The 26,037-nt window shown below is 66.8% G+C and carries 25 protein-coding genes; 11 read left to right on the top strand and 14 right to left on the bottom strand.

Annotated features, from left to right (window positions below):
- Nucleotides 1-11: 11 nt before the first annotated feature.
- The 3 genes from ACZYZ7_RS17795 to ACZYZ7_RS17805 are packed head-to-tail and all read right to left on the bottom strand — an operon-like array spanning nucleotide 12 to nucleotide 3,455.
- Complete coding sequence (locus tag ACZYZ7_RS17795; RefSeq protein WP_450072874.1) at nucleotides 12-1,013, bottom strand: VOC family protein; 1,002 nt, start codon at nucleotides 1,011-1,013, stop codon at nucleotides 12-14.
- Entirely contained in the window at nucleotides 1,006-1,881 is an 876-nt protein-coding gene (locus ACZYZ7_RS17800; RefSeq protein WP_450072873.1) for an alpha/beta fold hydrolase, read from the bottom strand. The genes ACZYZ7_RS17795 and ACZYZ7_RS17800 overlap by 8 nt, the downstream gene beginning before the upstream one ends.
- Nucleotides 1,878-3,455 (bottom strand): bifunctional 3-(3-hydroxy-phenyl)propionate/3-hydroxycinnamic acid hydroxylase, encoded by a 1,578-nt coding sequence (locus tag ACZYZ7_RS17805; RefSeq protein WP_450072872.1) that lies wholly within the window; start codon nucleotides 3,453-3,455, stop codon nucleotides 1,878-1,880. Before ACZYZ7_RS17805 ends, ACZYZ7_RS17800 begins: the two co-directional genes overlap by 4 nt.
- 97 nt (nucleotides 3,456-3,552) lie before the next feature.
- Here ACZYZ7_RS17805 and ACZYZ7_RS17810 point away from each other — a divergent pair, with 97 nt between their 5' ends.
- Nucleotides 3,553-4,185: a TetR/AcrR family transcriptional regulator gene (locus ACZYZ7_RS17810; protein WP_450072871.1), complete on the top strand. Its 633-nt coding sequence runs from the start codon at nucleotides 3,553-3,555 to the stop codon at nucleotides 4,183-4,185.
- A 27-nt stretch (nucleotides 4,186-4,212) separates the two neighbouring features.
- On the top strand, nucleotides 4,213-5,112 hold the full coding sequence (locus tag ACZYZ7_RS17815; RefSeq protein ID WP_450072870.1) for a DMT family transporter: 900 nt from the start codon (nucleotides 4,213-4,215) through the stop codon (nucleotides 5,110-5,112).
- Here ACZYZ7_RS17815 and ACZYZ7_RS17820 read toward each other — a convergent pair.
- Nucleotides 5,090-6,691 (bottom strand): FAD-dependent oxidoreductase, encoded by a 1,602-nt coding sequence (locus tag ACZYZ7_RS17820; RefSeq protein WP_450072869.1) that lies wholly within the window; start codon nucleotides 6,689-6,691, stop codon nucleotides 5,090-5,092. The two genes, ACZYZ7_RS17815 and ACZYZ7_RS17820, sit on opposite strands and share 23 nt — an antisense overlap.
- Nucleotides 6,692-6,874: 183 nt before the next feature.
- Here ACZYZ7_RS17820 and ACZYZ7_RS17825 point away from each other — a divergent pair, with 183 nt between their 5' ends.
- Complete coding sequence (locus ACZYZ7_RS17825) at nucleotides 6,875-7,453, top strand: TetR family transcriptional regulator (RefSeq protein ID WP_450072868.1); 579 nt, start codon at nucleotides 6,875-6,877, stop codon at nucleotides 7,451-7,453.
- Nucleotides 7,454-7,471: 18 nt separating this feature from the next.
- On the opposite strand, the gene atzF is transcribed toward ACZYZ7_RS17825, so the two are convergent.
- Genes atzF through ACZYZ7_RS17850 form a run of 5 tightly spaced genes read right to left on the bottom strand, consistent with a single transcriptional unit; the run spans nucleotide 7,472 to nucleotide 14,110 of the window.
- On the bottom strand, nucleotides 7,472-9,133 hold the full coding sequence (atzF, locus tag ACZYZ7_RS17830) for an allophanate hydrolase (protein ID WP_450072867.1): 1,662 nt from the start codon (nucleotides 9,131-9,133) through the stop codon (nucleotides 7,472-7,474).
- Nucleotides 9,130-11,115: a 5-oxoprolinase/urea amidolyase family protein gene (locus ACZYZ7_RS17835; RefSeq protein WP_450072911.1), complete on the bottom strand. Its 1,986-nt coding sequence runs from the start codon at nucleotides 11,113-11,115 to the stop codon at nucleotides 9,130-9,132. Before ACZYZ7_RS17835 ends, atzF begins: the two co-directional genes overlap by 4 nt.
- Before the next feature lie 5 nt (nucleotides 11,116-11,120).
- The gene (locus ACZYZ7_RS17840; RefSeq protein WP_450072866.1) at nucleotides 11,121-11,741 is read right to left on the bottom strand and encodes an urea amidolyase associated protein UAAP2; all 621 of its coding nucleotides are present in this window, start codon (nucleotides 11,739-11,741) and stop codon (nucleotides 11,121-11,123) included.
- Complete coding sequence (locus tag ACZYZ7_RS17845) at nucleotides 11,738-12,565, bottom strand: urea amidolyase associated protein UAAP1 (RefSeq protein WP_450072865.1); 828 nt, start codon at nucleotides 12,563-12,565, stop codon at nucleotides 11,738-11,740. Before ACZYZ7_RS17845 ends, ACZYZ7_RS17840 begins: the two co-directional genes overlap by 4 nt.
- 3 nt (nucleotides 12,566-12,568) lie before the next feature.
- Entirely contained in the window at nucleotides 12,569-14,110 is a 1,542-nt protein-coding gene (locus tag ACZYZ7_RS17850; protein ID WP_450072864.1) for an amino acid permease, read from the bottom strand.
- A 171-nt stretch (nucleotides 14,111-14,281) separates the two neighbouring features.
- Between ACZYZ7_RS17850 and ACZYZ7_RS17855 the strand changes: the two genes are divergently transcribed.
- The 3 genes from ACZYZ7_RS17855 to ACZYZ7_RS17865 are packed head-to-tail and all read left to right on the top strand — an operon-like array spanning nucleotide 14,282 to nucleotide 16,726.
- The gene (locus ACZYZ7_RS17855; protein ID WP_450072863.1) at nucleotides 14,282-15,301 is read left to right on the top strand and encodes a putative nucleotidyltransferase substrate binding domain-containing protein; all 1,020 of its coding nucleotides are present in this window, start codon (nucleotides 14,282-14,284) and stop codon (nucleotides 15,299-15,301) included.
- The gene (locus tag ACZYZ7_RS17860; protein ID WP_450072862.1) at nucleotides 15,295-16,101 is read left to right on the top strand and encodes a Fic/DOC family protein; all 807 of its coding nucleotides are present in this window, start codon (nucleotides 15,295-15,297) and stop codon (nucleotides 16,099-16,101) included. Before ACZYZ7_RS17855 ends, ACZYZ7_RS17860 begins: the two co-directional genes overlap by 7 nt.
- On the top strand, nucleotides 16,088-16,726 hold the full coding sequence (locus tag ACZYZ7_RS17865; RefSeq protein WP_450072861.1) for a nucleotidyltransferase domain-containing protein: 639 nt from the start codon (nucleotides 16,088-16,090) through the stop codon (nucleotides 16,724-16,726). The genes ACZYZ7_RS17860 and ACZYZ7_RS17865 overlap by 14 nt, the downstream gene beginning before the upstream one ends.
- Here ACZYZ7_RS17865 and ACZYZ7_RS17870 read toward each other — a convergent pair.
- Nucleotides 16,723-17,319 (bottom strand): TetR/AcrR family transcriptional regulator, encoded by a 597-nt coding sequence (locus ACZYZ7_RS17870; RefSeq protein ID WP_450072860.1) that lies wholly within the window; start codon nucleotides 17,317-17,319, stop codon nucleotides 16,723-16,725. The genes ACZYZ7_RS17865 and ACZYZ7_RS17870 overlap by 4 nt on opposite strands.
- Before the next feature lie 88 nt (nucleotides 17,320-17,407).
- On the opposite strand from ACZYZ7_RS17870, the gene ACZYZ7_RS17875 reads away from it, so the two are divergent.
- The 3 genes from ACZYZ7_RS17875 (at nucleotide 17,408) to ACZYZ7_RS17885 (ending at nucleotide 20,638) form a co-directional block, all read left to right on the top strand.
- Nucleotides 17,408-17,920: a methyltransferase family protein gene (locus ACZYZ7_RS17875; RefSeq protein ID WP_463741446.1), complete on the top strand. Its 513-nt coding sequence runs from the start codon at nucleotides 17,408-17,410 to the stop codon at nucleotides 17,918-17,920.
- A 155-nt stretch (nucleotides 17,921-18,075) separates the two neighbouring features.
- Nucleotides 18,076-19,236 carry an LLM class flavin-dependent oxidoreductase gene (locus ACZYZ7_RS17880; RefSeq protein ID WP_463741447.1) on the top strand — a complete coding sequence of 387 codons (1,161 nt, stop codon included), beginning with the start codon at nucleotides 18,076-18,078 and terminating at the stop codon, nucleotides 19,234-19,236.
- Between the two features lie 19 nt (nucleotides 19,237-19,255).
- Nucleotides 19,256-20,638 carry an NtaA/DmoA family FMN-dependent monooxygenase gene (locus ACZYZ7_RS17885; protein ID WP_463741448.1) on the top strand — a complete coding sequence of 461 codons (1,383 nt, stop codon included), beginning with the start codon at nucleotides 19,256-19,258 and terminating at the stop codon, nucleotides 20,636-20,638.
- Between the two features lie 3 nt (nucleotides 20,639-20,641).
- Here ACZYZ7_RS17885 and ACZYZ7_RS17890 read toward each other — a convergent pair whose 3' ends face one another.
- Nucleotides 20,642-20,926 carry a hypothetical protein gene (locus ACZYZ7_RS17890; protein WP_463741449.1) on the bottom strand — a complete coding sequence of 95 codons (285 nt, stop codon included), beginning with the start codon at nucleotides 20,924-20,926 and terminating at the stop codon, nucleotides 20,642-20,644.
- A 57-nt stretch (nucleotides 20,927-20,983) separates the two neighbouring features.
- Between ACZYZ7_RS17890 and ACZYZ7_RS17895 the strand changes: the two genes are divergently transcribed.
- Complete coding sequence (locus ACZYZ7_RS17895) at nucleotides 20,984-22,258, top strand: HNH endonuclease signature motif containing protein (protein WP_463741450.1); 1,275 nt, start codon at nucleotides 20,984-20,986, stop codon at nucleotides 22,256-22,258.
- Nucleotides 22,259-22,398: 140 nt separating this feature from the next.
- On the opposite strand, the gene ACZYZ7_RS17900 is transcribed toward ACZYZ7_RS17895, so the two are convergent.
- Nucleotides 22,399-23,091, bottom strand: a complete 693-nt coding sequence (locus ACZYZ7_RS17900; RefSeq protein WP_450072910.1) for a potassium channel family protein — start codon at nucleotides 23,089-23,091, stop codon at nucleotides 22,399-22,401.
- Nucleotides 23,092-23,170: 79 nt separating this feature from the next.
- Here ACZYZ7_RS17900 and ACZYZ7_RS17905 point away from each other — a divergent pair, with 79 nt between their 5' ends.
- Nucleotides 23,171-24,667 carry a potassium/proton antiporter gene (locus ACZYZ7_RS17905; protein WP_450072854.1) on the top strand — a complete coding sequence of 499 codons (1,497 nt, stop codon included), beginning with the start codon at nucleotides 23,171-23,173 and terminating at the stop codon, nucleotides 24,665-24,667.
- Between the two features lie 76 nt (nucleotides 24,668-24,743).
- On the opposite strand, the gene ACZYZ7_RS17910 is transcribed toward ACZYZ7_RS17905, so the two are convergent.
- Both ACZYZ7_RS17910 and ACZYZ7_RS17915 read right to left on the bottom strand, forming a co-directional pair.
- Nucleotides 24,744-25,397: a 3,4-dihydroxy-2-butanone-4-phosphate synthase gene (locus tag ACZYZ7_RS17910; protein WP_463741451.1), complete on the bottom strand. Its 654-nt coding sequence runs from the start codon at nucleotides 25,395-25,397 to the stop codon at nucleotides 24,744-24,746.
- The gene (locus ACZYZ7_RS17915) at nucleotides 25,394-25,636 is read right to left on the bottom strand and encodes a hypothetical protein (protein WP_135453425.1); all 243 of its coding nucleotides are present in this window, start codon (nucleotides 25,634-25,636) and stop codon (nucleotides 25,394-25,396) included. The genes ACZYZ7_RS17910 and ACZYZ7_RS17915 overlap by 4 nt, the downstream gene beginning before the upstream one ends.
- Nucleotides 25,637-26,037 lie beyond the last annotated feature (401 nt).

Consider the following 26,037-nt stretch of genomic DNA (forward strand, 5'->3'; position numbering starts at 1 on the left):
ATCGTCCTTCCCTAGCTGTCGGCGATGCCGGCACCGGCCAGCGCCGCGACGCTGTCCTCGGCCCGCAGCAGCGAGCGGGCGCCGGCCTTGAACTGGGCGAGCTTGTCGATGACCGTCTGTCCTTCCGGGGTGTGGCCCCAGATGCTGATGCCCTGGTGGGTGGTGGGCTCCCAGGTCATCTCGTCGACGACCAGCGGGTTCCACCCCACCTCCCATTCAAACCCCGACGGCGTCATCGCGTAATAGGACAGTTGCCGGTCGTTGGTGTGCTGCCCGACTCCCAATGCCATATCGAAGCCGAGTTCCTTGATCCGCCGGTAGGACGTGGTCATATCGTCGAGGTCGGCGACCTGGATGTTGAGGTGCTGGACACGGGTACGGATCGGGTTGACGGGCAGGCGGTGCACTGAGGCGATGGCCACCGAGTGGTGGCGCTGATTGACCCGCAGGAACCGGATCTTGATCTTGACGCCGCCGATCGTCTCGTCGATGAAATCGGACAGCCGGGCGTCGAACACAGTGTTGTAGTAGCCCCGCATCTGGTGCGGCTTCTTCGTGGCGATCGCGACATGCCCGATGCCGCAGTCACCGGTCACGAACCCACCGCGCACGGCCATCTGCAGTGGTGCGGCGGCGGAATGGGCGCGGGTGAAGATCTCCTGCGTCAACCCGTTGGGGCCTGGGAACCGCACGAGCCGCTCCACCCCGCGCAGGGCGGCTTCTTCTAAGCTGCCTTCGGTGATCGGCACACCGTGACCCACGATGCGTCCGACGATGTCGTCGAACGTGGCATGGTCGTCGAGCTGCCATCCGAGCGCCGTGACGTCCTCGGCCGGTCCACGCCGCAGCAGGAAGCGACATTCGTGGTCGTCGAGCCGGAAGCGAAGGACATCCGACACCGCGTCGTCGACGTGCATGCCGACCCCGTCGCGGCCGAAACGCCGCCAATCGCCGAACTTCTCGGTCTCGATGACGACGTAGCCGAGGTGCACATTGCCAAATACGCTAGGCATGAGCGAGATTCGAGTTCTGTCGGAGGAACTCGGTAACAAGTTGATTGAACAACGCGGAGCGTTCCCACTGCATCCAGTGGCCGGTGTGCGAGGTCATCACGAGTTCAGCGTTCGGCATGGCGTTGAGCAGCATCGGGCCGCCGGCCGGCCGGTTCACCTTGTCGTCGCGACCCCACAGGATCAGGGTGGGCGTCTGCAGGTTCTGCAGCCGGCTGTCACGGGTGAGATCCATGCGCCACAGCGTGCGCAAGGCCTTCGGTCCCGACGGCCGGGTCAACGGCGGATCGGCGACCACCTCGGGATCGATGGATGCCCGGTACCGCAGGTCGATCAGATCATCGGGCACCGAACTGCCGTCGTAGACCAGGAAATTGCGGATAAAGGTAGCCAGCTTCTCGCGGCTCGGACCGTCGCCGGTGTAATAGGCCAGCAGGCTGTTGAGGCCCGCGGTCGGCAAGCCTCTGGTCGTCCCGATCCCGCCGGGGCCCATCAGAACCAGCTTTTCCACCCGGTGTGGGGTGTCCAGCGCCAACCGCAATGCTGCCGCGCCGCCGTATGAGTTGCCGATGAGATGCGCTGTCTCGATGCCCAGTTCGTCGAGCAGGCCGCGGATCACGTCGGCAAGGAACCCGAATGGATCGGCCTTGTCGATTCCCTTGGCCGAGCGCCCATAGCCGGGCATATCCGGCACGATCACCCGGAAATGTGCTGCGAGAGCGTCGATGTTGCGGCCGTAGTTGGACAGCCCGGTGGCCCCGGGACCGCCACCGTGCAACATCACCACGGCAGGACCGGCGCCGGCCTCGGCATAGAAGATGGATCGGCCTGCGACCGTCACGGTGTGTTCGGCAAGTTCGGTCGTGGTCATGCGCGGACTCCAGTTCTGATCGGGGTAGCCGGCGTGTAGCCGGTTGGTGGTGCGGGTAGCCGCTGCCCGGGTTCGGCTGCGGCATAGATGAATCCGTCAGGCCGTAGCACCACGGCGGCGGCCTTCTTCCGTCGCAGCCAGGCGACGAGAGTGCCGTCGATGTCGCGGACCGCACCGGGTCTGGTGCCGCTCCGAGGACCGGCCAACGCGATCGCAGGCACGCCCATGTCGGTCCACGCCTGCGCGCCGGCCGGGGCCACGCCGGTGTGAAGCACCGTCCATCGCCCAGCCACGACGTCATCGAGGCGACGCGTCACGCCGGTGTCGTCGATGACCCACGGCTGCGGGAGCTGCCAACCCACTGCCCGATTGCCGGTCCGGACGAAGAGGCCCTCGTCGTATCGCGCATCCGGGATCCAATAGAGCTTCTGGCCGCCGCCCAGCACCCCGGGAAGCCTGGTCAGTGCCCGCAGGGTGTGGTTGCGGACGGCGGCGAGAACCCGGTTGCGCTCGGTGATCACGCGGCCGACCAGACAGGCGCGGCGGGTGACTTCGACGACGTGCGGTTTGCGTTCTGCCTCATAGGAATCCAGGAGCGCATCCGGGGCCTGGCCGACCAGCACCGCGGCGAGCTTCCAGCACAGGTTGGCCGCATCGCGCACACCGGCCGACATACCCTGGCCGATCCATGGCGGCATGGCGTGCGCAGCGTCGCCGGCCAGGAAGATGCGCCCCACCCGCCAGCGGTCGGCAACCCGGACATGATGGCTGTAGACCACGGCCCGAAGTATCTCGACGTTTTCGCGAGTGATGCCCTGATCCTCCAGCACCTTCCAGATCTCGGGCTCGCTGACCAGTTTCTGCTCGTCCTCACCAGCCCGGGCCGGGTACTCCCAGCGGTGGTGCCCCAGCGGTGTCGGGCAATCGACGGTGGGACGGTCCGGATTGCAGTGGAATCGGAGCCGGTCGTGGGCATCCCATTCGGTGAGCACCTTGGTGTCGATGACAACCCATCGCTCGGCGTAAGTGTTACCCGAATACCCGATGCCCAGTTGCCCACGCGTCGGGGAGGATCCGCCGTCGGCGGCGATGACATAGGAGGCCCGCACTCGCTTGAACGTGTCGGTGCGAAGGTCGGCCAGCATCAGCTCGACGTGATCCGATTTGGCCAGCACCCGCAGACATTCGTGTTCGAGCAGCACCGCGACGGTGTCGAAGCGCTCCACGCCTTCGCGCAGGACATGGTCGACCGCGGGCTGGTAGATGAATTGCTGCGGCGGGTGGCCTGATCCTCGCGCGACGATCGTCGTCTCGATGAAGGGCACGCCCTCGGCGTCGACGAATGCCGCGGGCCGGTCGGGCAGCATGTCCTGCTGCAACCTATCCGCGAGTCCGACCGACTGCCAGATGCGCAGCACCTCTTCGTCGGTACTGATCGCCCGGGCCCTGCCATACACATCTGGATCACGCTCTACGACAAGCACTTTCAACCCTTGCGCCCCCAGCAGGTTCGCCGCAGTAGCCCCGGTGGGCCCATAGCCGATCACCGCTACGTCATAGAGGTCTGCAGTCACAGTGGCATCTCTTATCGTCCAGAACTTGTTTCCGTAGTGATCGCTACGGTAATGTAGCGATCACTACAGCGTCAAGAAGGAAATGACGGGAGTCCACATGCCCGCTGGCGAGCAGCCCAAGCCACGCCGTCGCCGCCTCGATGGCGAGCAGTCGCGGCAACGGATCCTCGACGCCGCCACTGAAATCGCCGCCGAGCGCGGATATGAAGGCACCAGCATCGCGCTGGTGAGCAAGAAGTGCGGCTTGCCGGCCAGCTCGATCTACTGGCATTTCAAGGACAAGGACGATCTGATCGCGGCAGTGATCGAGCGCAGTTTCGGAACCTGGCTGGCGGCCTGGCAGGTGCCTGACGACGGCAGCACCGAAGATCGCGCCGTAGGCCTCGGCGCACACGTAGCCAAAGCGCTGGTGGACTCCCCCGACTTCATCCGGCTGGGTCTGATGCTCGCGCTGGAACGGCGCCCCGTCGAGCCCCGGGCCCGGGCAATGTTCCTGCAGGCGCGCGCGCAGGCACTGAGCCAGTTGTCCGAGACGATCCGGAGCTGGACACCCGAACTCAGCGACGCCGACGTCTCCCACCTGGCGACCTATGCGATCGCCGGCGCCGACGGGCTGTTCATCGCCAGGGAGATCGGTGGCGATTCAGTGGATCTCATCGCGCTTTTCGAGCTGCACGCGCTGAATTTGATCGACGCGGCCCGCCGGCTGGTCAACAAGGCCGGCCCTTAGCTCCCCAGCATCCGTAATCTGGATCGGGTGAGTGTGCGGGGCTGGCTGCTGCTGGGCGCGATGAGCATCATCTGGGGCATCCCGTACCTGCTGATCAAAATCGCCGTCGACGGCGTCTCGGTACCCGTGCTGGTCCTGGCCCGCACGGCCGTCGGCGCAGCCGTGTTGTTGCCACTCGTGATGTCTCGCGCCGCGTGGGCGCCGGTGTTGCGGCATTGGCGGCCCGTGCTGGCGTTCGCGTTCTTCGAGATCATCGCGGCGTGGTTCCTGCTCTCGGATGCCGAACGCCACCTGAGCAGCTCGTTGACGGGCCTGCTGATCGCCACCGCACCGATCATCGCCGCGGTTCTCGACCGGCTGACCGGTGGAGAACGGTTGAGCGCCAAGCGAATCACCGGCCTTGGTATTGGCCTGGCCGGAGTGGCGGTGCTCGCCGGGCCGGGGCTCACCGGTGGGCACGGCTGGCCGATCGCCGAAGTGCTGCTGGTGGCAACCTGTTACGCGATCGCGCCACTGATCGCCGCGCGCTATCTGGGCGACGTACCCACCCTTCCGCTGACGGCGGCGTGTCTGACGATCGCGGCGCTGATCTACACCACCCCGGCGCTGCTGACCTGGCCCGACCAGATGCCGTCGCGGCGCGTGCTCATCGCGCTGGCCGCACTCGCCGTGATCTGCACGGCACTGGCCTTCGTGGTGTTCTTCGCGCTGATCCGCGAGGTCGGTGGCGCGCGGGCACTGGTGTTCACCTACGTCAACCCCGCAGTAGCGCTGGCCGCCGGGGTCATCGTGCTGGGTGAGCCGTTGACCGTCTACAACGTGGCCGGGCTCGCGCTGATCCTCGCCGGATCGATCTTGGCCACCCGCACTCCGCGCGATCCCGATCCGCGGATCGAGGCCGAGGTCAGCCGCGCAAGCCCGCGCTGAGCATCTCCTCGACCGACACGAACTTCACCCGGGGCCGCGCCGCTTGCACGCCGCGATCCCGCTCGGCGGCATCGATCGCGCGCCAACCCGGCCAGCCGACCGGCTCGGCTCCCCGTGCGGCCAACAGCGCATCGAGCGACTCCCGGCCCTCTACGTCACGGGCCAGCAGGCCGGCATCGAAATCCGCCCACAACTGGGCCACTGTTTGCTCGGCGCACAACCGGTTCGTACCGATCACCCCGCGCGGTCCACGTTTGATCCAACCGGTCACATAGGCACCGGGCACCGGTGCACCGTCGACGACACGTCCGGACTCGTTGGGCACGGTTCCGGAGTCCTCGTCGTAGGGCAGTCCCGCGACAGGCAGGCCGCGGTAGCCGATCGACCGCAAGATCAGTGACGTCTCGATCACCTCGGTGCCTCGTCGGTCACTCTCGATCTCCAACCCTTCGGCCCGGTCGGCACCCTGGACGGCGACCGGAATAGCACCGAAGCGGAAGACCACACGCTTGTTTCCAGCGGTCGGGGTGCGCTCGGCGTACTCCCGGGCGATGGCGAGTTTGAACGAGGCTTCGATGTCGTCATGCTCGTCGTCCCGGGGAAGGTCCGCAGGGTCGACGACGACGTCGACACCCTCGAGGTGTCCCAGGGCCAGGAACTCCCCCGCCGAGAATGCGGCGTGGCCGATGCCGCGCCGGGCCAGGATCACCACTTCCTGGATTGCGCTGCCGGCCAAGGCATCAAGGGTGTGCTGGGCGACGTCGGTGGCGGCCAGTGCGGCCCGGTCCATCAGCAGCACCCGGGCGACGTCGAGCGCCACGTTGCCGTTGCCGACGATGACCGCTCGCTGGCCCGACAGGTCGAACTGATGCCCGGCGTGGTCGGGATGCCCGTTGTACCAACCGACGAACTCGGCCGCGGCGTGATGACCCACCAAGCCCTCACCCGGAATGCCCAGTCGCCGGCTGGTGGCCGCGCCCACCGCGTAGATCACCGCGTGGTGATGGGCCAGCAGCTCATCGTGGTTGACGGTGCGGCCGACCTCGACGTTGAAATGGCTGGCGAACCGCGGGTTGGTGAACGCCCGCTCGAAGATGTCGACCACCGACTTGGTGTGTTGGTGGTCGGGCGCCACTCCCGCCCGGATCAGGCCGAACGGCGTGGGCAGCCGCTCGAACAGGTTGATCTCCACACCGTCGACATCGATCAACTCGGCGGCCGCATAGCAGGCGGCCGGCCCGGATCCGACGATGGCCACCCGGAGTGATCCCGACTCGACCCGCGCGCGGGACACCGGCGCAGGTCCGATCACCGGCTCGAGCGGATGGCGCTCGAAATAGGCGGCATTGAGGTCCTTGAACCGCTTCAGTTCGCCGGGCAGGTCCTCTTCGTAGTGGATCGCGCCGACCGGACACTCCTCGAAGCACGCTCCGCAGTCGATGCACGATTCCGGATCGATGTAGAGCATCTCGGCCGACGCGGAATCCAGCCCGCTCTCGGCCGGACGGATGCAGTCCACCGGACACACCGGCACGCAGCTGGCGTCCTTGCAGCAGTTCTGCGTGATCACGTAAGCCATCGGACCTCCCCTGTCAGATCTGGGCAGATCATACTGGACACATGTCCGATTTCGCGAGACGCAGGTGGCACCACTAGAGCTCGGGGTGGCCGAACTGGACAAAAATCACAGCCGAAAATGCGCTGATACAAGCAATTTCACTGAACAATTGCCAATCGTGCCGCGGATCTATATCTTGGACACATGTCCAGGCCAGCGGTGGCTACGGTCACTCGCCTACACGACGCACAGTGTCAGCGCATCCGCACGCAACGCCGTGTCTTCGGTGCGGCGACGCAACTTCTCGATGCAGACAACGACGTCTCGGTGCCGGCGCTGGCAGCTCGCGCGAAGATGGCGCCCGCGGCGCTCTACGCACATTTCTCATCCATCGAGGTGGTGTTCGCCGAGCTGTACCTCGACCGGGTGATTCAGCTGCCGCTCGACATCGATCCCGCGACCAGCACCACCGACCGCGTCACCCAGCAGCTCACCGCACTCACGCTGTTGATGGCCGATGAGCCTCGGTTGGCCCGCGCCTGCACCCAGGCACTGATGAGCACCGACGACGAGATGGTCGACGATGTACGTGGGCGGATCGCGGTTGAGATCACGCGCCGAATCTCGACCGCCTTGGGCGGCGGAGCATGGCCCGAGGTACTCGCCACCTTGGAATCAGTGTTCTGGGGCGCACTGCTGCAGGCGCAATCGGGAGCGATGAGTTACCGGCAGATGGCCCGCCAGCTCGAGACCATGGTCTCGCTGATCGTGCCCGGGAGCTGACACGCCACTCGTGCCGGCTTACGCCATCGCGGCCAACCAGCCCCGGTACTCGGTGATGTCGCGGCCTTGCGCGGGAGCGATGTGGTCACAGCCGAATCCGGTGATCCAGCGGCCGTCGTCGAGCTCCACCTTCCCGAGCAACATCGGCGCGGGTAACTCGGCCAGGAACTCCCCCAGTGCGGCCGGGGACAACAGCCACCGCTCACCCACGATCGGTGCCCCGCCTTCGTCGACGCGGGTCAGACCCGGCTTGGGTGGAACGGTGTCGAGCGCATACAGGCGGTAGTGCGGCGCGGTGGTGATCGGACCCGCCCAGCGCGCGCCCCGCCCGGTGAGCTGATGTTCCAGCGGCTGCCCGCGCAGATGCGCACCGAACACCGCGAGTTCGGTCAGTGGCGCGCCGCCCGACTCCGGCCAGGTCGCAGCCGACGGAACGTCGAGGAACCGAGCTGCCAGATCGGCGATGACGCCATCGTGGAATCCCGGTGCCAGCAGGGTGATTCCGAACTGCGCACCGTCGGGCACCACCCCCGCGGGAATCGCGATGGCGCACATGTCGAACAGGTTGCAGAAGTTGGTGTACCGGCCCATCCGGGAGTTCACCGCGACCGGGTCGGCCGCGACCTCGTCGATGCGGGGATGCTCGGGAGCCGTCGGGACCATGAGCGCATGACAACCGGCGAGCTGGGCCAGCGCTTTGGCTCTGAGCTCCTCGACCCGCCGCCGGTCCCGCAGCAGATCCGCCGCCGAATGCGCTCCAGCGGCGGTGATGATGGCCGACACCGTCGGGTCCAGCCTGGCATCGGGACCGGCTGCGCCGACGAACTCCCCTACCGCATCCCACCTTTCAGCCACAAGTGCGCCGCTGTAAAGAAGGTTGGCGGCGGCGAAGAAGTCGTCCAGCGGGATCGGGACCGTGTCGAATCCGGCGTCGTTCGCCTGGCGTACGGCAGCGCCGAACGCGGCCTGCCAGTCATCATCGAGCCCGGCCAATGTGTCCGGTATCGCGATTCTGGGAGTCACCGGCGCGGCGAAAGGGACGTCGGCCGGCCACTGCCGTTGCGGCGCACCGGCACTCATCACAGCCATCGCCGACTGGGCAGTGACCAGGTCAGCGGCGAAGATCGTCACACAGTCATAGCTCGCGCAAGCCGGGACCACACCCTCGGTGGAGACCAGGCCGACCGTGGCTTTGATTCCGACGATGCCCTGCAGTCCGGCCGGAACGCGACCTGACCCTGCCGTGTCGGTGCCGATGGCGATGTCGGCGAAGCCGAGCGCGACGGCCACCGCCGACCCCGAACTCGACCCGCCGGAGATGTAGTCCGGTCGGCGGGAATCCCGCACGGCGCCATAGGGACTGCGTGTCCCCACCAATCCGGTGGCGAACTGGTCGAGGTTGGTCTTCCCGATGACGACAGCACCGGCGGCCTTGAGAGCGGTCACCGCCGGTGCGTCGGCATCGGGAATATAACGGAAATCCGGGCACGCCGCAGTGGTCGGTATCCCGGCCACGTCGACGTTGTCCTTGACGGCGAGCAGCAACCCGGCCAGTGGGCCGTCACCGGCAAGCGCGGCGCGGTGTTCGTACTCCACCTCGGCTTGCGGGCGCAGGTGGATGAACACCTCGTCGCGTCCGCTCTCGGCGATGGCGCGGTAGATCTCGGCAATGCGGGTCACGCAGACTCCTTTCGTGCGAATTCTCCTGCCGCTGCCCAACGCTCGCGCTCCTCACCCCGGGCGGCTTCCATCGTCGCGCGGGTCGCCGCGATGTCCCCGGCATTGGCGGCCAGGAACCGCTCATGCTCGGCCAGTGAGAACGTTCCGTCAGTGATCTCGACCTGGCCGCGTCCGGCGGCCATGTCGGCACGCAGGTCCAGTAGCTCCTCGGCGGACACCGGATACCACTGGATGCGGTCGAAAAACCGCAACAGCCAGGGGTGTTCGGGTTCGAAGCCCTGGGCCACCAGTGGGTGCCGGTGGTTCCAGATCTGGGTGGTGCGGCCGACGAACTGGTATCCGCCCGGCCCCTCCATCCCGTAGATGCACAGGTATGCCCCACCGATACCGACCGCGTTCTCCGGGGTCCAGGTCCGCGCCGGGTTGTACTTGGTCGTCACCAGACGGTGACGCGGATCCAGCGGGGTGGCGACCGGCGCACCCAGGTAGACATCGCCGAGACCGAGCACCAGATACTCGGCGTCATAGACGATTCGGTGCACATCGTCGACCGAGGCCAGGCCGTTCATCCGGCGGATGAACTCGATGTTCCACGGGCACCACGGCGCGTCGGCGCGCACGCCGTGCATGTAGCGTTCGATCGCTTCCCGGGTCGACGGGTCGTCCCAGCTCAGCGGCAACCGCACGGTGCGACTGGGCACCACGAGATCCTGCGCGGCGGGCAACGACGCTTCGAGCTCGGTGAGCAGCGGCACCAGCTTGGCCTGCGGGAGCCGGGCCGGGTCCACCTTGACCTGCAGCGAACGGATCCCGGGTGTGAGGTCGATCAGCCCGTCCGGCCGGTGTTGTTCGAGCGCGTGGTGCAGTGCGTGGGCACGGGCCCGCAGCGCCAGGTCCAGTCGCATCTCGCCGTACTCGACCAGGACGTTGTCGTCCCCGATCCGGCGGTAGGTGACTGCCGTCGTGCCATCGGATGAGGTTGTGCCGGCGATGATTCCGTCGTCCTCGTCACCGCCGGCGGAGAACACCGCGGGGATCGAGGCGCGCCGCGCAGGACCGACCGTGGCCGGCGCGGGTGCCGCGGACGCCCGGACCGGGACGAACCGGATGGTGGCGCCGGGGGCGAGTTGACCCAGTTTCCAGCGGTCGGCAGCGGTGACGGTGACGGGGCAGACGAAACCGCCGAGGCTCGGGCCGTCCGGGCCGAGCAGGATCGGGGTGTCCCCGGTGAAGTCGAGCGAACCCACCGAATAGGCGTTGTCGTGGATATTCGACGGGTGCAATCCGGCTTCGCCGCCGTCGGGGCGGGCCCATTCCGGTTTCGGTCCGATCAACCGGACGCCGGTGCGGTCGGAGTTGAAGTGCACCTCGTAGTCATGGTTGAGCAGTGTGTCGATGTCGTTGCGCGTGAAGAACTCCGGCGCGGAGTGCGGGCCGACGGTCACCGCGATGTACCAGTGGTTGCTGATGGCCGGCTGTTCCTCGAACAGGATGCGGCGCCGTGTTCCGGTCGGCACATCCAGGGTTTCCAGCTTGTCCCCCACGGCCAGCGCCCGGCCCTCGTGGCCGCCGAACCGGCCGAGAGTGAATGTCGATGCACTGCCCAGGTATTCATCGGACTGCAGCCCGCCCGCCAGCGCGATGTAGATCCGCAGGCCCGGGCCGTCGACCATTCCCACGTCCAGGACCTGGCCGGCCTTGACCAGGACGGGCACCCACTGCGCGACCCGCGTCCCGTCGGCGGTCACCGGTGCAGGCGCACCGGTGACGCATACCCAGGTGTCGGTGTCGAACCGCAACGCCGGCCCGCCCATCGTGGCCTCGAGACCGGGCGCGCCCTCCGGATTGCCCACCGCGATATTGGCCAGCCGGAAGGACACATCGTCCATGGGGCCCGACGGCGGCACCCCGATCTGCCAGTACCCGGTCCGACCCGGCCAATCCTGGACCGTGGTGGCCATGCCGGGCCGGATGACTTCCATCGTGGTCACGGGCGCGTCACGATCATCCGCACGGCCGTCGGGTCGAATCCGTTGCACGGGTTGTTGATCTGCGGGCAGTTCGACACCAGCACCAAGGTGTCGATCTCGGCGCGCAGCGACACGGTCTTACCCGGAGCGGAGAGGCCGTCGACGATGCCCAGTGAGCCGTCGGGGTCCACCGGGACATTCATGAAGAAGTTGATGTTGCTGACGATGTCGGCCTTGGTCAGCCCCCACCGGGCACCCTCGCCGATGAAGTTCTCCACGCAGGCGTGCTGGTGTTTGGTGTGGTGCCCGTAGCGCAAGGTGTTCGATTCCTGCGAGCAGGCCCCGCCGAGGGTGTCGTGATAACCGACCTCGTCATCGACGATGGTCAGCATCGGCTCGCCGTCGCTGTCGCGCAGTACCGATCCGGTGGTCAGGAAGATGTTGCCCTGTGCCACTATCGTGGCCGGAGCGCTGTAGCGCACGGTGTGGTCCTCGGCGCCGTAGAACAGGGTGTCCACAGCTTGGTTGCCGTACAGGTCGACGATGGTGAGCACATCCCCGGCGCACACGATCTTCGACCACGGGGCGCGCGGTGCGACGATTTCATCGACAAGGGTGTTGGCGGCGGTGATCGTCATCGGGCACTCCAAACGTCTTCGGAATTCAGGTAGGCGCGTTGATATTCGGGATCGCGGTCACCGACCGTGGCGCCGATCTCGGCCAGGTCGCCGGGCGCCGACCAAGCCAGGACCTCAAGCGGGCCGACGGTGAACTGCGGTGCCGGATCCAGTGGGTGGGCGGTATTGGCGATCGCCACGATCAGCGGGAGATGGGTGACCAGTTCGACGGCGGTGCCGGCACCGGCCGATCCGGTGGACACCAGCGTGCCGTCGGCGTCCACCCGCACACCGTGGAAGAAAGACAGGCTCGGTGCCACGTCGCGACGGGTCAGGCCGTTCTTGAGCGCGGCTAGGGCGAGCAGTTCACGCCCGGCAGGGCTGGATGACTCCACCTCGCCCGCACCGTATTTGACCGCATTGCCGGTCCGGGTGGTCGTGCCGCACAACGCGTCGTGGTGCCCCGAGGTGTCCGACACCAGGGTGGCCAGCACCCGCCCCTGGTCACTGAGCAGCGGATGTCCTGTCGAAAGGTAGGCCTGCCAGGGCACTTTCACCGTGTCGGCGACGTTGAGCCGCTCCCAGGGTGCGTCGGCCCGCCACAGCAGCAGGTGAGCGCACGCGGTGCCGTCCAGATCACGCAAACGCAGCCGGGTGCCGCGGGCCAGCACCTTGCTGGTGTAGCGGCCGCCGGGAACTGTTTCAGCCCACGTCAATTGCTCAGGTGCAACGTTCTGCGGCGGCGTGGGCCACGCCGATGCTGGTACGACGGGCATCGAGTCGGTGAGGGTGCCGGCCTGGGCCCGGGCGTGGTCGCGGGCGCCTGTGGTTGTCGCGGTAGTCATCGGTCAGGCTCCGATCGTGACGGGATTGGGGTGGGTCTTGCCGCGCGGGAAGCACAGTGCGCCGAGGACGACGGCGGCCGCGATGCTCAGGGGTCCGGCCCATTGCAGGATCGGCAGTTCACCTGTGGGGTTGAAGATCTCGGCACGCGGCCACCCGAGGTTGACGATCATCACGGCGCCGTAGAGCACCGCCAGGACGTTCACGACGAGGCCGAATTTGCCGAGTGAGAACAGCGGCAACCCTTCGGCATCGACCTGATTGCGCTGGGCCGGCCAGCCTTTGAGCCGGCGATACAGCAGCGGAGCGGTCACCAGCAGATATGCCAGGTAGATCAGGATGATGCAGACGCTGGCCAGGGTCGCGAAGATCGCCGAATTGCCGACGTTGACCAGCAACACCCCGATGCACAGCAGGCCGATGAGCACCGACGGCCAGATGGGTGTTCCGGTGTGGCTGTTGACCCGGGACAGGATCGCCGACGCCGGCAGTCGCCCGTCACGTGCCATCGAGAACATCAGCCGGGAGGCGGCCGTCTGAATTGCCAAGGTACAGATCGTGATCGCAATACAGACGTCGATCAGCAGGACCGTGCCCCACGGTGAGGACAGCACGGTGTCGAGTACGTACGGCAGACCTTCGGTGGCCAGGCGTCCGTCGGTCAGGCTCGGGGCCGCCATCAGCGCGCCCAAGATCATCAGCCCGCCGCCGAGTGCCGAGACCGACAGGGCCAGACGGATGGTGCGGGGCGCGACGCGACGCGGATTGCGGGTCTCCTCGGCGAGTTCACCCGCCGAGCCGAAACCGACCATGACGTAGGCCGCCATCAGCCCGGACATGATCCAGGCCCACACGTAGCCGGGTTGGCCGCCGGCGTGGCCGGTGTCGAAAACCACCTGCGGGCCGCGCTGGGCATGGGTGAAGAACACCCCGATGACCGCGATGACACCGACGATCTCGCAGATCACGCCGGCGCTGTTGACGCGCGACATCCATTTGACACCAAGGCAATTGATCGTGGTGGTGAGCACCAGCAGGACCGTGCCGAGCAGTACCGCGTTGGCCGCCCCGCTCGGTGAGGTCAGGGCCGGGTCCTCGCCGATGATCTGGAATCCGGACCAGATCGTGGGCAGCACCACCTGCAGCGCGATCGCCGCAGCCGACGCGGTGACGATCTGCGCCAGGATCATGAACCAGCCGCCGAACCAGCCGATCACCTCGCCACCCATCCGCCGGGACCACTGATAGATGGCCCCCGAGATCGGGTAGCGCGCGGCCAACTCGGCGAAGCACAGCGCAACGAGGAACTGGCCGAGGAACACCGCGGGCCAGGTCCAGAAGAAGGCGGGACCGCCGAAGCCGAACCCGAGGCCGAACAACTGGAAGATGGTGGTCAGAATGGACACGAACGAGAAGCCCGCGGCGAACGATTCGAACTTGCCGAGCCGACGGTGCAACTGCTGGTCGTAACCAAACTCGGCCAGGTCGTCATGGTCGCCAAGACGGCCGGCCACATCTCGCTGGCTCTCGGTAGCGCTGCTGGTCATAGGCGTTTCTCTCAGGCTCGGGGGCGATGCCGCCAGCTCCTTAACTGTCACTTGACAGATAAGCCTCTCGGCGTGTCCGAGCTGTCACCCACGTGTTTCGTTCATGTAGCCAGCAGTAAGCATTGGGTTGCCGAATCCTCACCGGACCCATCGCCTGTCACAATCGCCGACATGGCTGTGGCTCCGTTGGACGATGCCCACCGGCGGATCGCGTCGGCGGACAGCGAGGGCGACCTGGTGACGGCCGCTGCCGCAGCCCACGATGCGGTGACAAAAGTGATCGACACCCGCGTCGGGGCCGCCCCGGTCGCCGAGGCGTGGTCGGCCGTGGTCCGCGCCGCGCTGTCGACCGCAGCGCGGTTGGTGACCCCCCGCCTCTACTGGTACACCTCGGGCAGCGTCGGCCGCGGCGATGCACTGCCTGGATCAGACCTGGAAACCCTGGTGGTCCGCAGCCCCGACGTGACAGTAGAGTCGGCTCTGACGCAGGCCGCGCATGTCCACGATCTACTGGCCTGTTGCGGGATCCGTGCCGACGACAACGGTGCAGTCGCCTCCCGGACGCGGTTCAACCGCACCGCCCAGGACTGGGCGGTCGGCATCGGCCGGTGGGCCGCCGACCCGGCTGCCGATCGAGGTGTGGTGATGATCGGCCTGCTGGCCGACGCCGTCCCCGTCGGTGACGGACCCGACATCCGTGATCAGGTCGGTATCGCAGCGCGGGCGCAACCCGCGGCGCTGGCCGCGATGCTGCAGGACTCCACCTTCCCCCGCGCCCACGTCCCGTCTCGGCTACGCGCGCTGACGTCCAGCGAGGGCAGCGTCGACATCAAACTCGCCGCGGTGGACCCGGTTGTCCGCATCGCACGCTGGGCCGCGCTGAGTTGCGGGTCCGACGCACTGCCCACCGCCGACCGGATCGCCGCGGCGGCCGGCACCCGCTACCTCGATGCCGACGACGCCCGGGTGCTTGCGAAATGTCACGCGATCGGGTCGAGCATCCGCTGGCGGGTGCGGGCCGCCCGCTGGCCGGCTTCCGACGGCGACTCCGCCGGTTTCGCGGAGCGGGTCGAATTGTCAGAACTCCCGCCGCAGGACCGCACCGCCCTGCGCAGCATCGGGCGTGAACTCACCGGCGTCCGACGCAAACTCGACTACCTGGCGTCGACCTCGACGTTCTCCTCGTGGTAGCCGAACTCGATGGGGCCGACCGTCATGCCCTGGCCCAGACCATCGCCGCCGAACGCCTGGAGGGCTGGCAGCCCACACCGGAGCAGATCGATTCCCTGACCGCCTTACTGTCCGGTGCGGAGACCTTCGGCGAGTACCTGGGGCGGCAACTCCCCACCTCTGCCCCACCGCCACGCCGCCGGGTGTTCGCCCGCCGCCGCCCGTATTTCATCCCGGGAACGTCGGTGCTGCGCAACAACTTCGGCGTGCAGGACGCAACGGTGCTCGCGCAGCTGGAATTCGTGGCGACCGCCGGCCGAATCCTGCAGGTGCACCTGCGCACCCAGGACACCGATCTGGACATCCGGTCACTGCATCAGCATGTGTTCGGGGATGTGTACGCGTGGGCAGGCGAGCCGCGCATCGTCGAACTCCGCAAGGGTGACAGCGCGTTCGGCCCGTGTGCCCGCATTCCACACGCCCTGGAGGCACTGCACACCGAGATCGGCAGACTCACCGACGAGGGCACCGAGATCGACGACGGCACGCTGTCCTATCGGCTGGCCCGAATCTATGCCGACTACAACCAGATCCATCCGTTCCGCGAAGGCAATGGGCGCACCGGAACGCTGCTGTTGCATCTGCTCGCCGGCCGGGCCGGTCGCCGGTTGTTCCTCGATGACATGGCCCGCTCCGAGTGGATCAGTGCATCTCGGGACTCGATGCCGTTCCGGCGCGACGGGCGCGCCGATCCGCGCCCGATCATGGCGGTGCTGCGCGGACGGCTGCGGCCACGGAGGATATTGGATGCCGATGTCTGATGACCTTCCCCCGCACGGCCTGGCAATAAGCGCCGATGAGGCCGACCAGCTTTGGGACCCATGGACTCCGGCCGAGGTGGCCCGCCGGTTGGCCGGCGTCGATACTCCGTGGTGCGTAGCCGCAGGATGGGCGATCGACCTGTACCTCGGTGATCCGCCGCGGCCACACGCCGACATCGAGATTGCCGTTCCCCGCCGAGACTTTCCGCAGATCGCCGCCGCACTGGACGGATTCGATTGGGACGTGGCAGGTGCCGGCCGGTTGTGGCCCTACTCGGACGTGAGCGATCACCCCGCCCTGCACCAAACCTGGTGCCGCGACCCGACCACCGGGCGGTATCACCTCGATGTCTTCCGCGAGCCGCACAGCGGGGATCAATGGTTGTGTCGGCGCGATCCGTCGATCACGTTGCCCTACCCGGAACTGATCGGCTTCCGCGACGGAATCCCCTACCTGGTGCCGGAAGTCGCGCTCCTATTCAAGGCGCACCGCACTGCCGCCAAAGACGAGCAGGACTTCCGCCGCGTAGCACCACGACTGACGAGCACGGGGCGAACACGGCTCCTGAGCTGGCTGACCCGGCTCTGCCCCGACCATCCCTGGTCGGCTCTATTACGCGCTTAGGGATTCGGATCCGTCAGGTAGCGCTGCACGGTCGGCCCCATCCAGGCGACGAGCTCGTCGACACCGGCCGACGCCATCGGTTCGATCTTGAGTTGATACCGCGCGAACGCCAGTCCGACGAGGTGCACGGTCACCAATTCGACTCGAAGCTCGGCATCGTCGACGCCGAACTCCGTCGCCACCCGTTGGGCCACCGGTCCGGCCAGGGAATCGTGTAAGAGCTTGCGCGCCAACGGCTGGACGCCCGCGGACCGGAACACCATCAGCAAGGGATCGAACGAGGCGGCGTCCCAGCGTTGGACGACGTCACGGACCAGACGTGCGCCGATATCCGCGGTTCCCTCGTCGAGCAACAGCGCCAACTGGTGCAACGGATGCTGCGGAGTATCGAGCACCGACGCATTGAACAAGCCCTCTTTGTTGCCGAAGAAGTAGTAGACCATCGCGACATCGACCCCGGCATCGGTGGCGATTCCGCGCACCGTCGCGCGCTCATAGCCGGCGCGCATGAAGTGCTCGCGGGCCGCATCGATGATCCGCTGTTTGTTCTGTTGACCGGTGCGCCACCGGCCGCTCCGCCGGGTCTCCGACATGGCCGGAGCTTACTTCAACACCCGTTGACCTATGCAGGAGGCGAGCGTAGCGTTTTTCTTCAACATGAGTTGAAGAAAGGAGTTCGACATGACGAAACGGCGCCTCTGGTGGCGACACCTGATATCCGTGCTGATCGCCCCGGCGACCATGACGGTCTTCATTCCGGGCCTGATCATCTGGCTCACCGGGGTGAAAGCACCCGACCTCAGCACCCCGACAGGCGTCCTCCTCGCCCTCGTGGGAGCCGCACTGATCGCGCTCGGGCTGTGGTTCCTGGTCTGGACTGTGGTGTTGTTCGACCGCGTCGGCGAAGGCACGTTGGGTATCGGCTCCCCGGTCCACCTGGTCCTGCGAGGACCGTATCGGCACGTCCGGAACCCGATGATGACAGCGGTGTTCTGTATCCAGCTCGGTACCGCCGTCGCTACAGCTTCCCCCTGGCTGTTCGCCTGGTTTGCCCTGTTCGCCACGATCGTCGCCATCGCCATCCCGACCATCGAGGAACCGCACCTCCTCCGGCGGTTCGGCGCGCAGTACGAGGCGTACCGCCGGCACGTGCCGCGGTGGATTCCCCGGGTGACACCCTGGGCCCAGGCCTGACCCCCCGCCGACCATCACCGGTTTCGCATCACCCTGCGTGGATCTCTTCATCCAGGTCAGACTGGGTTGGACACTCGCAGCGGCTCCCGCCCGGGATTACCCGGGTGTGAGCTCGCGTTGTCGCCAGAGACCGCGACTGAAAGTGAGAACCGTCGATGGGCACCCCACTGCACCTCGCCGTCGCACTCGATGGCACCGGCTGGCACCCGGCATCCTGGCGCGAGCCTCTGGCCCGCCCTACCGAGACGCTCGCGCCGCGGTACTGGACCGACCTGGTCCGCCAGGCCGAACTCGGACTACTGGATTTCGTCACGATCGAAGACGGACTCACGCTGCAGTCCGATCATCCATTCCGCCCCGACGACCGCACCGACCGAGTGCGCGGCCGCCTCGACGCCGTGCTCATCGCGGCGCGCGTCGCGCCCCGCACCCGACATATCGGGTTGGTGCCCACCGTCGTCACCACCCACACCGAGCCGTTCCACGCGTCCAAGGCCATCGCGACACTCGACTTTGTGAGCACCGGCCGGGCCGGGGTACGGGTCCAGGTGTCCTCCCGCCGGGATGCCGCAGCCCACTTCGGCCGGCGCGAACTGCCCGAGGACCGCGCCATGCTCACCACCGAATTGTTCGGCGAGGCCGCGGATTACGTGGAAGTGCTGCGCCGCTTGTGGGACAGCTGGGAGGACGACGCCGAGATCCGCGACGTGGCCAGTGGACGGTTCATCGACCGAAACAAACTGCACTACATCGATTTCGAGGGCGCGACATTCTCGGTGAAGGGGCCTTCCATCACCCCGCGGCCACCGCAGGGCCAACCCATCGTGGCCGCGCTCGGCCACGTCGACCCCGCCTACCAACTCATCGCGGACAGCACTGACATCGGCTTCGTCACCCCGCACAGCGCCGACGAAGTCACCGCCCTGGTCGACACCATCGCCGCGCTCCGCCCCACGCAGGCCCCGCCGGTGCGGGTATTCGCCGACCTGGTGGTGTTCCTCGACGACACGACCGACGGGGCGCAGGCCCGACGCGACCGCCTCGATGAGCTGGCCGGCACCGAATACCGCAGTGACGCCGAGATTTTCGTCGGGACAGCGAGCCAATTGGCCGATCTGTTGCAGGACTGGCACACCGCCGGCGCCACCGGCTTCCGGCTTCGCCCGGCATCCCTGCCTCACGACCTGCAGCAGATCACCGATGCACTGGTCCCCGACCTGCAGCGCCGCGGTCTGTTCCGCGAGGCTTACGAAGCATCCACGCTGCGTGGGCTGCTCGGCCTCACCCGCCCCGCCAACCGCTACACGACCGTCTGACACGGACCAGGAAACGCCCATGAGCAAGCCCGTCAAACAGATTCACCTGGCCGCACATTTCCCGGGGGTCAACAACACCACGGTGTGGAGCGACCCCGAATCCGGCAGCCATATCGAATTCGATTCGTTCGTCCGGTTCGCGCAGACCGCCGAACGCGGCAAGTTCGATTTCCTGTTCCTGGCCGAGGGGCTGCGACTGCGCGAACAAGGCGGCCAGATCTATGACCTCGACGTCGTCGGGCGCCCGGACACCTTCACGGTGCTGGCGGCGCTGGCCGCGGTGACCGATCGGCTCGGGCTGACCGGCACCATCAACTCGACCTTCAATGAACCCTATGAAGTGGCACGGCAATTCGCCTCGCTGGACCACCTGTCCGACGGCCGGGCCGCCTGGAACGTCGTCACCTCCTGGGATGCCTTCACCGGCGAGAACTTCCGCCGCGGCGGCTTCCTGCCCGAGAACCAGCGCTACGAGCGCGCCGAGAGCTTCCTGGCCGCCACCCATACGTTGTTCGACTCCTGGCACGGTGACGAAATCGTCGCCGACAAAGACCGGGGTGTGTTCCTGTCCGATCCGGCTGCCGGTGAGTTCGCCTACCGCAACGATCATTTCGATATCAGTGGCCGGTTCAACGTCCCCCGCAGCCCGCAGGGGCGTCCGGTGATCTTCCAGGCCGGGGACTCCGATCGCGGGCGTGAGTTCGCCGCGGCGGCCGCCGATGCCATCTTCTCGCGGTACGGGACGCTGGAGGACGGTCAGAAGTTCTATGCCGACGTCAAAGGCCGCCTGGCCAAGTACGGCCGCCGTCACGACCAGCTGCTGATCCTGCCCGCGGCCACCTTCGTCCTCGGGGACACCGACGACGAGGCCGCCGACCTGGCCCACGAGGTGCGTCTGGCCCAGGTGTCCCCCGCCACCGCGATCAAGTTCCTCGAACAGCTATGGAACCGGGACCTTTCCGATCACGACCCGGACGGGCCATTACCCTCGGTCGACCCGGTGGTCGGTGAGAACACCATCGCCAAGGGCCGGGCCAGTGTGCGGATGCACCGGGACCCGATCGCGGTCGCCAACGAATGGCGCGCCAAGGCCGAGGCACAGAACCTGACCACCCGTGAGCTGATCGTCGAGGTGACCGGGCGGCAGAACTTCGTCGGGTCGGCCGCCACGATCGCCGAATCGATCGACCTTCTCGTGCAATCCGATGCCAGCGACGGATTCATCCTGGTCCCCCACGTCACCCCGGGCGGGCTCGACCCGTTCGTCGAGCGCGTCGTCCCGCTCCTGCAGGAGCGCGGTGTGTTCCGCACCGACTACAAGGGAACGACCCTGCGCGAGCATCTGGGATTGACGCTGCCCGAGCATCCGGGGCACGGGGAGCACACGGCCGCAACGGGTTAGCGGCTAATCGTCGGCCTCGTCGGGTTCGTCCTTGTACTCCCAGCTCGCCCCCGCAGTCAGTGTGCCGGGCTCCAATTCGGTGCGCCCGGCGTCGCGCACGTGCACCGTCTGCGCCAGGATCTCGTCGGGCTTACCGCCGATCACGATGACCGGATGCTCGTATTCGATGCCGTAGAGCTTGAGCGCCGCATGCACCGCGTGCGCCGCGGCCTTACCGCGCGACATCTTGGCGTTCGAGTTGACCCTGATGACCAGCCGGCGTTCCGGTTCGGCGTCTTCGGCGTCCATGGCATCAGACTAAAGCTTGATCCAGAACTTGTCGTACCCCTCTGCGATGATGGGGTTATGTCCTCGGCCGCAGCCACTTTCGACGCTGAAGTGAGTCCTGCGCAGCGGTTGGAGGCGTTGTTCGAGGAGTTGGAGGAGCTGACCGGCCAACGTAACGCGATCGACGGACGCATCGTCGAGATCGTCGCCGAGATGGAACGCGACGAGTTGTGCGGTACCACCGGCGCCCGCTCGATGAAGGCGCTGGTGGCCTGGAAGACCGGCGTCAGCCCGCGCAACGCGGAGACCGTGGTGGCCGTCTCGCGGCGGCTCGAGGAGTTCCCCCGCTGCGCCGAAGACATGCGGGAGGGTCGGCTGTCGCTGGATCAGGTCGGGGTGATCGCCGAGAAGGCTGCCGACGGATCCGATGAGCACTATGCGGAGTTGGCGGCGATGGCGACGGTTACTCAGCTGCGCACGGCCGTAAAGCTCGAGCCACGCCCCGAACCCGATGCACAGCCCGAACCCGAACGCTCGATCACCAAAACCGTCAACGACGAGTACACGACCTACCGGATCCGGTTGCCGCGGATCGAGGCGGCGAAGTTCGACGCCGCCCGGCAAGCCCATCACGATGGGCTGATCGCCGACTGGAAGCGCGATCACGACACCGACGACAACCACTCCGACGGCGACAACGGGCAGCAGCAGCCGTTTCCCGACAGCGTGGATGCATTCATGAGTGTCATCGAGGCCGGCTGGGACACCGAGGCAGCGCGTCGTCCGCATGGGCAGCACACCACGGTGGTCGTGCATGTCGACCTGGACAAGGACGGCGACAAACCGGTCGCCGCACTGCATCTGGGGCCGCTGCTGACCGACGAAGAACGACGCTACCTACTGTGCGACACCACCTACGAAGCCTGGTTCGAACGATCCGGGCAGGTGATCGGCGCCGGGCGCAGCACCCGGCAGATCAGCCGCAGGCTGCGCCGGGCCCTCGAGCACCGCGACCGCTGCTGTGCGGTGCCTGGCTGCGGGGCCACCCGCGGTCTGCACGCCCACCACATCGTGCATTGGGAGGACGGCGGATCCACCGAACTGGACAACCTGGTGCTGGTCTGCCCGTATCACCACCGGCTGCACCACCGCCGCCTCATCACGATCACCGGGCCCGCTGATCGGCTGGTGGTCACCGACAGTGCCGGCAGACCGTTGCACGGCGGGTCGCTGGCCCGTCCACCCACGACACCCCCACCGGATGTTCCACCGTGTCCCGGACCGACCGGGGAACGCGCCGAATGGTGGTGGTACCAACCCTTCCAACCCCAACCACCACCGAAAGTCGCCTAGCCCCTGGGGCCATGTCGGATGCAGCCAGCCCTGGTGGTCCAGGGCGCGCTGACCTGCCGGAAGTGTTTGCACATCAGGTGAGCTGATGGCACAGCCGACTGGATCGCGAGTGCGACCTTGTCGAGAAAGGCGACGACGACCTACGGCTCCTCGGAAACCACTTCCCTGAGGAACTGTCCACCGTGGATGGCGGCCAGCAGCGAATTCTCCGAGGTGCGGTTGGCGGTGAACAGCAGCTCGTCGCCGGCTTCGAGCACATCGTCGGGCTTGGGCAACCTGACCTTGTTGCCGCGGACCACGGTGACCAGCGCGGTGTCGACCGGCAGATCCAGGCGGTCCACCCGCTGACCGACCACGGGGTTGTCTTCGGGCAGCGTGAGTTTGGTCAGCTCCACCCGGCCCCCGCGCAGTGTCATCAACCGCACCATGTGCCCGACATCGATGGCGCCCTCGACACCGGCCACCAACGAGCCCGGCGTCGACACCGCGACATCGATGCCCCAGTCCTGACCGAACAACCATTGGTTACGGATGTCATTGATGCGGGCCACCACCCGCGGCACGCCGAACTCGGACTTGGCCAGCAACCCGACCACGAGATTGGACTTGTCATCACCGGTGGCGGCGATCAGCACGTCGCAGGTTTCGATCCCGGCCTCCTCCATCGCCGAGAGCTCGCAGGCGTCGGCCAGCAACCAGTCGGCGCCCGGCACCGTGTGCGGCTCGTATCGGCGGTGCAGCTGCTCGATCAGCAAGACCTTATGACCGTTCTCGAGCAACTCGCGCGCAACGGAACGGCCCACATTGCCCGCACCGGCAACCACTACTCGCATGTTCCGTTCCGCCACTCAGCCATTTTCGCCTATTCGCACGGCACACTCACGACCCTTCGTCCTGATTAACTAAATCCCGATGAGCCTGAACCAGCTGTACCTGACCTTGCTCACCGGCGGCATCGTGCTCCTGGCGAGCATCATCGGCACGCGCGTGGCGACCCGGATCGGGTTCCCCAGCCTGCTGTTCTTCCTGCTCGTCGGCATGGTGCTGGGCGTCGACGGGATCGGGCTGGAGTTCAACAACGTCGAACTGGCCCGCAATGTATGCACCACCGCACTGGCGATCGTGCTGGTCGAAGGTGGTTTGACCACTCGGTTCTCCGATATCCGCGGCGTACTGGCACCCGCCTCGGTGCTGGCCACCGTCGGCGTGGTGGTCAGCACCCTCATCACCGCCTTCGGTGCGCACCTGCTGCTGGGCATGGACTGGCAACTCGCGCTACTGCTCGGGGCGATCGTGGCCTCCACCGACGCGGCCGCGGTGTTCTCGGTGCTTCGGATCCTGCCGCTGCCGCGACGGCTGGCGGGCCTGTTGGAGGCCGAATCCGGTTTCAACGACGCGCCCGCGGTGATCCTCGTGCTGATGTTCAGCGTGGTGCCGTTCGTGTTCCACCCCGAAGGTGCCATCACCGACCTGCTCTACGAACTGGTCACCGGTTCTCTGCTGGGCTTGGGCGTGGGGTTCGCCGGTGCGTTCGCCTTGCGCCGGATCGCGCTGCCCGCCTCGGGTCTCTACCCGATCGCTACCTTCGGACTGGGTTTCATTGCGTTCGCCGCCGCGGGCAGTGCCCACGCGAGCGGTTTCATCGCCGCGTACCTGTCCGCGGTGGTCCTCGCAAACTCGGGCCTGCCGCACAAGTCCGCCACCCGTTCCTTCGCCGAGGGGGTGGGCTGGCTGGCCCAGATCGGGCTGTTCGTGCTCCTCGGGTTGCTGGTGAACCCGCACGATCTGGCCGGCGACATCATCCCGGCGATCGTCATCGGGCTGGTGCTGCTGCTGATCGCCCGGCCGGTATCGGTCGTGCTGTCCCTGGCCGGATTCCGGATCCCGTTGCGCGAACAACTCTTTCTATCGTGGGCCGGGTTACGCGGTGCGGTGCCGATCGTGCTGGCGACCTTCCCGATCGTCGCCGGCGTGCCCGACAGCTACCGGCTGCTCAATATCGTGTTCGTCCTCGTGGTGATCTTCACCCTGGTGCAGGCGCCCAGTATTCGATTCGTGGCCAATGCATTGGGTCTGATCACCCGCGACATCACCCGCGAGATCCAGGTCGAAGCCGCTCCGCTTGATGTGCTCGACGCCGAGCTGCTGACCATGACCGTGCAGCCCCATTCCCGGCTCCACAACGTGACGATCCTCGAATTGCGGCTTCCTGATCCCGCGGTCATCACGTTGATCATCCGCAACGGCCGCACGTTCGTCCCGCTGCCGGACACCCGCATCGCCGTCGGCGACGAACTGCTCATCGTCACCACCAGCAAGACGCGGCACGCCGCCGAGGCGCGGATGCGGGCCGTGAGCCGGCGCGGCAAACTCGCCTACTGGTTCGACGAATACGGGCTGGAGGACTGAACGAGTATCGCCGCTGGCGATCGTCCAGCAACGCACTCCGGCCTCGGCCGGAACGACGGGATAAGACCCGCGCCGACTACCGACAACCGTAGAAGGCGGCCGCGATCGTCAGCCTGTCGATGAAACTGCGGCCCAATCGCTTGGCGATACGCCGACCTTCAACCGAAGTGGCGTTCTCCCAAGGAAGTTCCACCGAAGGCAGGGCAGTGAAAGCTACGACCGCGGGCTCGATGCCGGCGAGAGACGCCAACATCAGCGCGATCTGCGGAGCCGTGGCAACCGCTCCTACGACCAGGTCGGCCGCCACCGGTAGAACATGGCCGGGGCGTCGAAAAGCATCCGGTGTGCTGTCGGGGTCACTGAGCCTCCTGATGGTCGTGGCCCGATCGAATGCCGAGATGCCGGTGCTGATTCCGCTCGACGCATCCACGGCAACGTAGCTGTTTGGGCACCGAGAGCCATGATCGGCCGGCATAGGCGGGATGCGCAGGGCGTCTAGCCGTTGACTGTGCATCGCAACGAAGATCACCCCGGCTCCGTAGCGGACCAATTCGGCCGTCCCGTGGGGCGTCGCCTGGGCCCCGGCAAGAGCCATCAAACATTCGGCACCGTAGCCGATGATGACCGGGTCCCCCTGCGCATAATCGGCCACCGTTGCCTCGAAGCCCTGTGGCAGTTGAGCGACACGCGCGGGTGCGAACTCGTCGAGGCCCTGAGATGCGCTGCTCACCGCCACCGCCAGACCCCTCGCCTCAACGTCGGCCGGCCGAGCAACTCGAGGAGGTCAGCGCCACCGGGCCGCGTGCCGTTGGGCCGACCGGCGTCAACCGTCGACAACCAGCGCTCCGCACGCCCAACGAGTTCCCGTTGTGCGGTGGTCACCCGGTTGGGATGGCGATCCGTGTACTCCACGATCTGCCCGAGGCGTTCACGCAGGCGAGCGCAGCTCATCCCGAAGTTCGGGAGCACCTCTTCAGGGTCAGGCCCACCGTACCGAGCCCACCGGACCACGAAAGTGATCAAATCCCAATCGAATTCCGAGAGAGTATCGACATCACCAGGAGCTGCGGCCGCCGTGGGAACCTTCCGCGATTGCCGACTGGAAGTTTGCGCCCTTGCGCCGGAACTGGATTGGGCTGCTTGCTCGCGCACAATCGGTGCGCTGTCCTGTCTCACCATCATCTCCCACCACTGTTGATTTGGTTGAGGAAAGCCATGCGTTGCGGCATTTTCGGCGAGACTGGCCGCGAAAGCCGGATCGGCGTCGTCGACCTGGTCCGACAGGACCGAGATGTGTTCGTATGAACCACTTCACCGCACCTGTCGTGCACAGGTACGCCCCGGCGCCCTGTTACTCTGAGCCATGAACA

This window comes from Mycobacterium sp. IDUB_17, from assembly GCF_055419465.1.